6 protein-coding genes are annotated in these 6,838 nt (G+C 75.2%); all 6 read right to left on the bottom strand.

The features are described from left to right. Positions 1 to 312, bottom strand: a 312-nt coding sequence (locus KME75_RS19460) for a hypothetical protein (RefSeq protein WP_219416283.1), incomplete at its 3' end; no start/stop codon positions are given. Next, positions 312 to 2,096 (bottom strand): ABC transporter ATP-binding protein, encoded by a 1,785-nt coding sequence (locus KME75_RS19455; RefSeq protein ID WP_219416282.1) that lies wholly within the window; start codon positions 2,094 to 2,096, stop codon positions 312 to 314. The genes KME75_RS19460 and KME75_RS19455, both read right to left, overlap by 1 nt. Position 2,097: 1 nt before the next feature. Beyond that, the gene (locus KME75_RS19450) at positions 2,098 to 3,270 is read right to left on the bottom strand and encodes a glycosyltransferase family 4 protein (protein WP_219416281.1); all 1,173 of its coding nucleotides are present in this window, start codon (positions 3,268 to 3,270) and stop codon (positions 2,098 to 2,100) included. Next, on the bottom strand, positions 3,267 to 4,655 hold the full coding sequence (locus KME75_RS19445; RefSeq protein ID WP_219416280.1) for a glycosyltransferase family 4 protein: 1,389 nt from the start codon (positions 4,653 to 4,655) through the stop codon (positions 3,267 to 3,269). The genes KME75_RS19450 and KME75_RS19445 overlap by 4 nt, the downstream gene beginning before the upstream one ends. Then, the gene (locus tag KME75_RS19440) at positions 4,645 to 5,805 is read right to left on the bottom strand and encodes a glycosyltransferase family protein (protein ID WP_219416279.1); all 1,161 of its coding nucleotides are present in this window, start codon (positions 5,803 to 5,805) and stop codon (positions 4,645 to 4,647) included. Before KME75_RS19440 ends, KME75_RS19445 begins: the two co-directional genes overlap by 11 nt. A gap of 378 nt (positions 5,806 to 6,183) precedes the next feature. Beyond that, entirely contained in the window at positions 6,184 to 6,762 is a 579-nt protein-coding gene (locus KME75_RS19435; RefSeq protein ID WP_219416278.1) for an RNA polymerase sigma factor, read from the bottom strand. Positions 6,763 to 6,838: the final 76 nt, after the last annotated feature.

The following is a 6,838-nucleotide window of genomic DNA, read 5'->3' as shown; positions in this document are numbered from 1 at the left end:
GGCCCGGTACAGGTGGCCGCCGCGCCGGTCGGCCCGCGCCGCCAGCCGGTCGGCCTTGCTGTCCGCTTCCGGGGCGAAGGCGGCGACGAGCACGGCGGCGGGACCCTCCGCGGTGGGGACCACCGCACCGACCCGCAGGTTGGTGCCGGGCTTCCAGCGCAGCCGGACGGCGGCCCGGGCGCCGTCGGAGCCGTTCAGCCAGGGCAGCGCGTCGAGCAGCGCTGCGAGCTCCGCGCGATCGGTGAGCCGGTCGGCCGCGGCGAGTGCGGGGTCATGGAGCGCGGGCCCGGGGCGGGGTGCGACGACCATCATCACGCACCTCCGGTCGAAACCGCGTCGGTGGCGGGCCGGGCCGGTCGGGGCAGCTCCTCGATACGGCCATCGTCGATCCGGACCAGGCGGTCACACGACGCGAGCAGCTCCTCGTGGTGCGCGACGACGAGGACCGTGCGGCCGGCGGTGAGCCGGTCCAGCGCGGCCAGCACGCTGCGCCTGCTCTGCGCGTCGAGGCCCGTGGTGGGCTCGTCGAGCAGCACGACCGGCGCGTCGCGCAGCACGGCACGGGCGATGGCGAGCCGTTGGCGCTGCCCTCCGGACAGCGAGTCGCCGCGCTCGGCGAGCACGGTGTCGTAGCCGTCGGGGAGCTCGCGGATGAACGCGTCGGCGTCGGCGGCGACAGCGGCGGCGCACACCTCGTCGTCGGCGGCCTCCGGACGGGCGAGGCGTATGTTCTCCCGCACGGTGTCGGCGAACAGCACCGACTCCTGCAGCACGACCGCGCACGTCGAGCGCACGGACGCCAGCGTCAGGTCCCGCAGGTCGTGGCCGTCGAGCAGGACCCGTCCGGACTGCGGGTCGAGCAGCCGCAGCAGCAACGCCACGAGCGTGGACTTGCCCGATCCGCTCGGGCCGACGACCCCGACGCGTTCACCCGGCCGGACGTGCAGGCACGCGCCCCGCAGCACCGGCCGGTCCGGCCCGTGGGCGACGGTGACGTCCACGAGCCGGATGTCGCCGTGCGCGCGGCGCAGCGGACGGGCCCACGGCTCGTCCCGCAGTTCGGGCTCGGCGTCGAGGAGCTCCGCCACCCGCTCGCCCGACGCCGCGGCCTTCCCGATCCGGCCGGTGTACTTGGCGAGGTTGCGCATCGGCTTGAACACACTCTTCAGGTAGCTGATGAACACCACCAGCTCGCCGAGGGTGAGGGCACCGTCGACGACGCGCATCGTCCCGATCAGGAGCACGACCGCGGTGGCGCTGCCGATGAGCAGGTCGGTGCGCCGCTCGAGACCGGCCGCCAGGCGCTGGGTGCGCACCCCGCTGCGCAGGCTCGCGGTGTTGCTCGCGCCGAACCGGACCGCGAGCGGCTCCTCGAGCCGGTAGGCCTGCACGACGCGGACCGAGCCGAGCGACTCCCCGACCAGCCCGGCGACCGTGCCCTCGGCCATGCGCTGCTCGCGCGCCGCGGAGGTGACCTTGCCGCCGGTGCGGCCCGCGCCGATCACGAACAGCGGCACGGCGAGCAGCACGACGCACGCGAGCAGCGGATCGAGCACGAGCATGACGATCGCCATGCCGACGAACGTGATGACGTTGGCCAGCAGGGGCAGGCCCGCGGTGACCGCGACCTCCTGCAGGCGGGTGATGTCGGCGGTGAGCCGGGCGAGCAGGTCACCTCCCGAGCGGGCCTGGTGGTAGTGCACCGACTGGGACAGCACCCGCTGGTAGGCGGCGGCGCGCAGCCGGATGGTGACGCGGGACCCGACCATCGCGAAGCAGACCGTCGAGGCGTAGGACGCCCCGGCCCGCAGCGCCGTCGCGGCCAGCAGGCCCGCGGCGGCGAGGAGCGCCAGCACCGGCAGCCCGACGACCTCGCCGCCGGCGGGCGGGGCACCGGTCAGCGCCGCGGGCAGCACCTCGTCGATGACGAGCTTGAGCGGCCACGGCTCGGCGAGCGTGGCGAGCACCTCGACGAACACGGCGAGCAGCCCGAGTGCGACGAGCTTCTTCTCCTGCCGCACGAGCGGCACGAGGTGGCGCAGCGTTGCGCGCAGGGCGGACGCGTCCACCCTCGCCCGGCCGCGGAGGGTGAGCATCTCAGCCCACCTCCTGCGCGAGCACCACGGCGGGCAGCAGGCGCAGGGTCGCGTCGACCACGGCCGTCCAGGACATCCGCTGCTCGGCCGCCCGGCGCCCGGCTCGGGCCATCCGCGAGCGCAGACCGGGGTCTCCCGCCAGCCGGGCGACCGCGGCCGCGGTGGCCCGGACGTCGCCCGGCGGCACGAGCAGTGCCTCCACACCGTCGGCCACGAGACCGGGTAGGTCGGCGATCGCACTGGCCACCGTGGGGAGCCCGGCGGCCAGGTACTCGGCGACCTTCAGCGGCGAGAAGTAGTGGTCCCCGGCGGGGTAGGGCGCCGCGGCGAGGTCCGCCCCGCGCAGCCAGCCCGGCACCTCCGACGGGTCGAGCTGCCCGGTCGCGATGACCGGCACGCCGGCGTCCTGTGCCCTGGTGACCGTCGCGGCCAGCTCGGGTCCGTCGCCGACGAGCAGCAGCCGCAGCCCGGGTCCGGCCGCCCTGGCCGCGGCGACGGCGTCGACGAGCAGCTCGAGGCCGTGCCATGGCTTGAACGTGCCGGCGAACGCGACGACGGGCTCGGCGGTGAGCCGCCGCGGGGCCGGGGTGAAGCGGCGCACGTCGACGCCGTTGCCCACGACCGGGATCGACCGCTGCCGCGGGTCGAGCCGCTCCGCCCAGCGTGCGACGGGTCCGGCCACCGCGAAGGGTGCGTCGGCCGCTTCGAGCGCGCGCACCGACCAGTGGTGGGCGGCGTCCGCGTCGTGCAGGCCGCGGTGCTCGGCCTGCTCGCGCAGCAGCGGTGCGTTGATCTCCAGCACGGTCGGGACGCCGGCCAGCCGCGCGGCCTCCAGGGTGGCGGCGCTCCACAGCGCGTACCGCTGGTAGACGAGGGTGACGGCGTTCTCGCGGCACAGCCGGGTCAGCATCGCGGCGGCCACGTCGTCGGCGGCGCGCTGGGCGGCCTCGCGCTCGGCAAGGCCGGCCGCGCACGGGCGGGGCAGCGGGTGCACGACGACGCCGGCGAGGTCGGCAGGTGCGTCGCCGCCGGGTCGGGTGGTGATCAGGTGCACGATGCGGTGGCGTCGGCAGAGCTCGCGCAGCACCTCCTGGACGTGCACCGAGCACCCCTTGGCGCCGAACGCCGGCACCCCGGGGTCGGTGACGACGTAGATCGCGGTCCCGGCGCTCACGACGTCGCTCCCACGGCCGGACTGAGGCGGTGCCCTTCCGGCACTCCCTTCGTGCCGTCCGGGGCGACGGCCGGAGCCGGGACGTCGAGCCCGACGAGCGCGCCGACGAGCGCGGGCGCGGGCCCGGCCGATCTGCGCAACCGCCCCAGGGCCGCGGCCTGGACGGTGCGGTCGAAGCAGCGCTCCAGGTGCCGACGGGCGGCGACCGCCAGCCGCACCCGCAGGTCGGGGTCGTCGAGCAGGGTGTGGATGGCGTCGGCCAGCGCGTCCGGGTCGCGCTCGGGCACGAGCAGCCCGGTGCTCCCGTGGCGCACCGCCTCGGGGATCCCGGTGACCGGGGTCGACACGCACGGGGTGCCGGCGGCCATCGCCTCCAGCAGCACCGTCGGCAGGCCGTCGCGGTCCCCGTCGGCGGCGTGCACGCACGGGGCGGCGAAGACACTCGCCGCGCCGAGTACCTCCCGCACGCGGTCGGCGGGCAGCGGCCCGTGGAACGTGACCAGGTCACCGAGGCTCAGGACCTGAACCTGCCGCCGCAGAGTGTCCTCCAGTACTCCGGCGCCGACGATGTCGAGCGGCACCTCGCGGCCGCGCTCCCGGAGCAGGGCGACGGCGTCGAGCAGGTCGGGAAGCCCCTTCTTCTCTACCAGCCTGCCGACGAAGGCGACGCGCCCGTTGCGCAGCCGGGGCTCGGTGAAGGGGAAGTCGGCGACGTCGAGCCCGTTGTAGACGCGGTGCACCCGCGCCGCCGCGACGTCGAACTGCTCCCGCAGCCACGCCGCGTTGTACTCGCTGACCGTGACGACGTGGTGGGCGTCGGCGAGCTTGGCGCGCAGCGCGGCCCGGTCGACCGAGGTGTGGAAGATGTCCTTCGCGTGCGCGGTGAACGAGTAGGGGACGCCCGTGATCCGCGACGCCAACCGGGCGACCGTGGTGGCCATTGTGGCGAAGTGCGCGTGCAGGTGGGTGATCCTGGCGGACCGCACCCACCGTGCGACGTGCAGCACCTGAGCGGCGTCCGTCGGCGGGAGCGCCAGCAGCTCCGGCAGGACGGCGCCGAGACCCGGAAAGTCCTCGTGCCCGCCGCGCAGCGCCTCCCACAGCCCCGGAACGTCGTGCACCTCCGGCACCCAGGTCACCGGGGCCTGCACGGCCGCCACCGCGGCGTGGAACCGGGGGTCGCCCGCGACCCGCAGGCTCGCGATCGCGATGTCCTCGCCCGCCGCCTCGCGGGCCAGCAGCTCGCTGACGATGAAGGTCTCCGAGAGCCGCGGGTAGCGCTTGAGTACGTATCCCACGCGGCCGCCGGTGCCGGGCAGCGTGGTATCGGGCAGCGCGGCATCGGGCAGCGCGGCATCGGGCAGCGGGGCGGTGTCAGGCAGCACGGCGCGCCTCCTGGACGTGGATGCGGGCGAGGTGGCGCACGGCAGCCATGCCGCCGAGGTCGAGACCGGTGCGCGCGCGGCGGCGGCGCACCGCGTCGGCGCACCAGCGACCGAGCAGCGCGGGAGAGAGGTCGCCGGGGTGGACGTCGTCGACGTGACCGCGCTCGGAGAGCCGACGGGCCCGCACGAGCTGCTCCGTGCGTGGCTCGACGCGGGGCACGACCAGCGCGGGGGTGTCGGTGGCGAGCACCTCCGTCACGGTGTTGTAGCCGCCCATGCACACCACTGCGGCGGCCTGCCGTACCCACGCGACCGGGTCGACGCAGAAGTCCACCAGGCGCAGTCCGGGGTCGACCGCCGCTGTGGCGTGCAGCGCGCTGCGGGTGGCGTCGGGCAGGTACGGCCCGGCCACGAGAACACCGGCAACGCCGTCGGGGCGGGGAGCGGCGACGAATGCGTCCGCCAGCTCGGCCCCGTCCTGGCCGCCGCCGAGCAGACCCAGCACGAACCGCTCACCCGGTGCGACGGGCGGCGGCCCGGCCGGGGCGGCCGGGCGGCCGTCGGCGAGGAAGCCGGTGTAGCGGATGAGGTGGCGCACCGACGGGGGCACCCGGCAGTCGAGCGCGAGGTCGCTGACCCGCCGGTCGCCGTAGACCCAGATCTCGTCGTAGTTCTCGCGCAGCGCCTCGGTCGTCCGCAGCCTGCGCCACTCGGCGGCGGCCGCGGTGGGCGCGTCGAGGATGTCCCGCAGGCCCAGCACGATGCGGGTGCCGGCCTGCCGCAGCGCCGGCAGCGCGGGCTCGAGCTCGCCTGCGAACCCGCGGGCGACCTTGTCCACGACCAGCAGGTGTGGGGCGAAGGTGGTGAGTGCGGCGGTGAGCACGTTGCGGCGCAGCGCGACGACGTCGGCGAGCGGACCCGCTAGGCGCCGGCCGTGGTAGCCGCCGTTCCCGTCCTTGGCGACGGCCGGCAGGACCAGCAGGTCGACTCCGTCGGGCAGCGGGAAGCGCCCGGCCTCGGCCGCGCCGGTCACCACCAGCACCTGCGGGCCGTCCGGCCCGCTGCGCAGGGCCGCGGCCAGCGCGAGGTTGCGGCGGACGTGGCCGAGGCCCATCGTGTCGTGTCCGTACAGCACCACTCGCTCGTCCACTGCCCGCTCCTCGACGTCCACTGGGTTCCGACTGGGACGAGAGTCGCCCGGAAATGTGAACGCCGGCTGAGCACAACGTGAAGCAGCTCTCATATTCGCGCCGGCCCGCGGCGGCTGCCGACCGTCGGCTCGCGCCGGGGGCGCTGTCGGTGCGGCCGTGACCTCCACAGATGCCCCTCGGTTGCCGTCCCTGACCTCGGGAGGAGCGGGAAGCGGGCAGCGGTGGCGGCAGTCGGTCGCACATGAACAGCAGGTGGCCGATACCCGTCCACGTCGCCGGGAAGATGAGTGCACCTTCATCTGCGCTTCATCCCGCGGTCACCGACACGCCCCAACCTGGGTCGGTGCTAGTGGGAGTGCGCGCGACCAGGTGCGGCCTCAGGCGGGCTCTCCCAGCGCCGCACGCAGCCGTTCGAGGCAGCGGGCGCGGGTGGGCCCGATGCTGCCGAGGGGGCGTCCCAGCCGGCGGGCCACCTCGGCGTAGGACGGCTGTGTCGTATCGAAGTACAGCGAGATCAGCAGCTCCCGACAGCCCGGCTCGAGCTCCAGCAGCGCCTCGTACAGCCAGACCACGCGCTCGTGAGCAGCGATCGGATCAGCCGACGACGACTGTTCCGGGTCGTCGCGCCCGTCGAGGCTCTCCCGGCGCCTGCCGGCGAGAATCCGCCACGTCTGCCGGCGGGCGACGGTGGCGAGCCATGCGCCCAGCCTCGTCTCGTCCCGCACGTTGTCCAGGCCCTCCAGCAGGGCCGAGAACGCGATCTGGCAGACGTCGGCCGCATCGTCGCGACTCAGGCCGTGGTGGAGTGGGATGGAGAAGACCAGTCGCTCGTAGCGATCGAGCACCTCGCGCCACGCCTGCGGGTCGCGCCGACGGCACCCGTCCAGCAGGGTCCGGTCCCGAGTGATGGCGCGCCCCGCGTCCCCTGGCCCCGTGTCCCATGGCCCTGCATCCATCGGCTCGGCCTCCTCGATCACTACTGGGGCCGGTTCGGTCGGCGGTGCCGCCGAGCACTCGTCCGGTCGACTGATG

This window comes from Pseudonocardia nigra, from assembly GCF_019396355.1.
Taxonomy (GTDB): Bacteria; Actinomycetota; Actinomycetes; order Mycobacteriales; family Pseudonocardiaceae; genus Pseudonocardia; species Pseudonocardia nigra.
The sequence above is the reverse complement of the archived record's forward strand: the minus strand, read 5'-3'. Positions and strand labels throughout refer to the sequence as shown.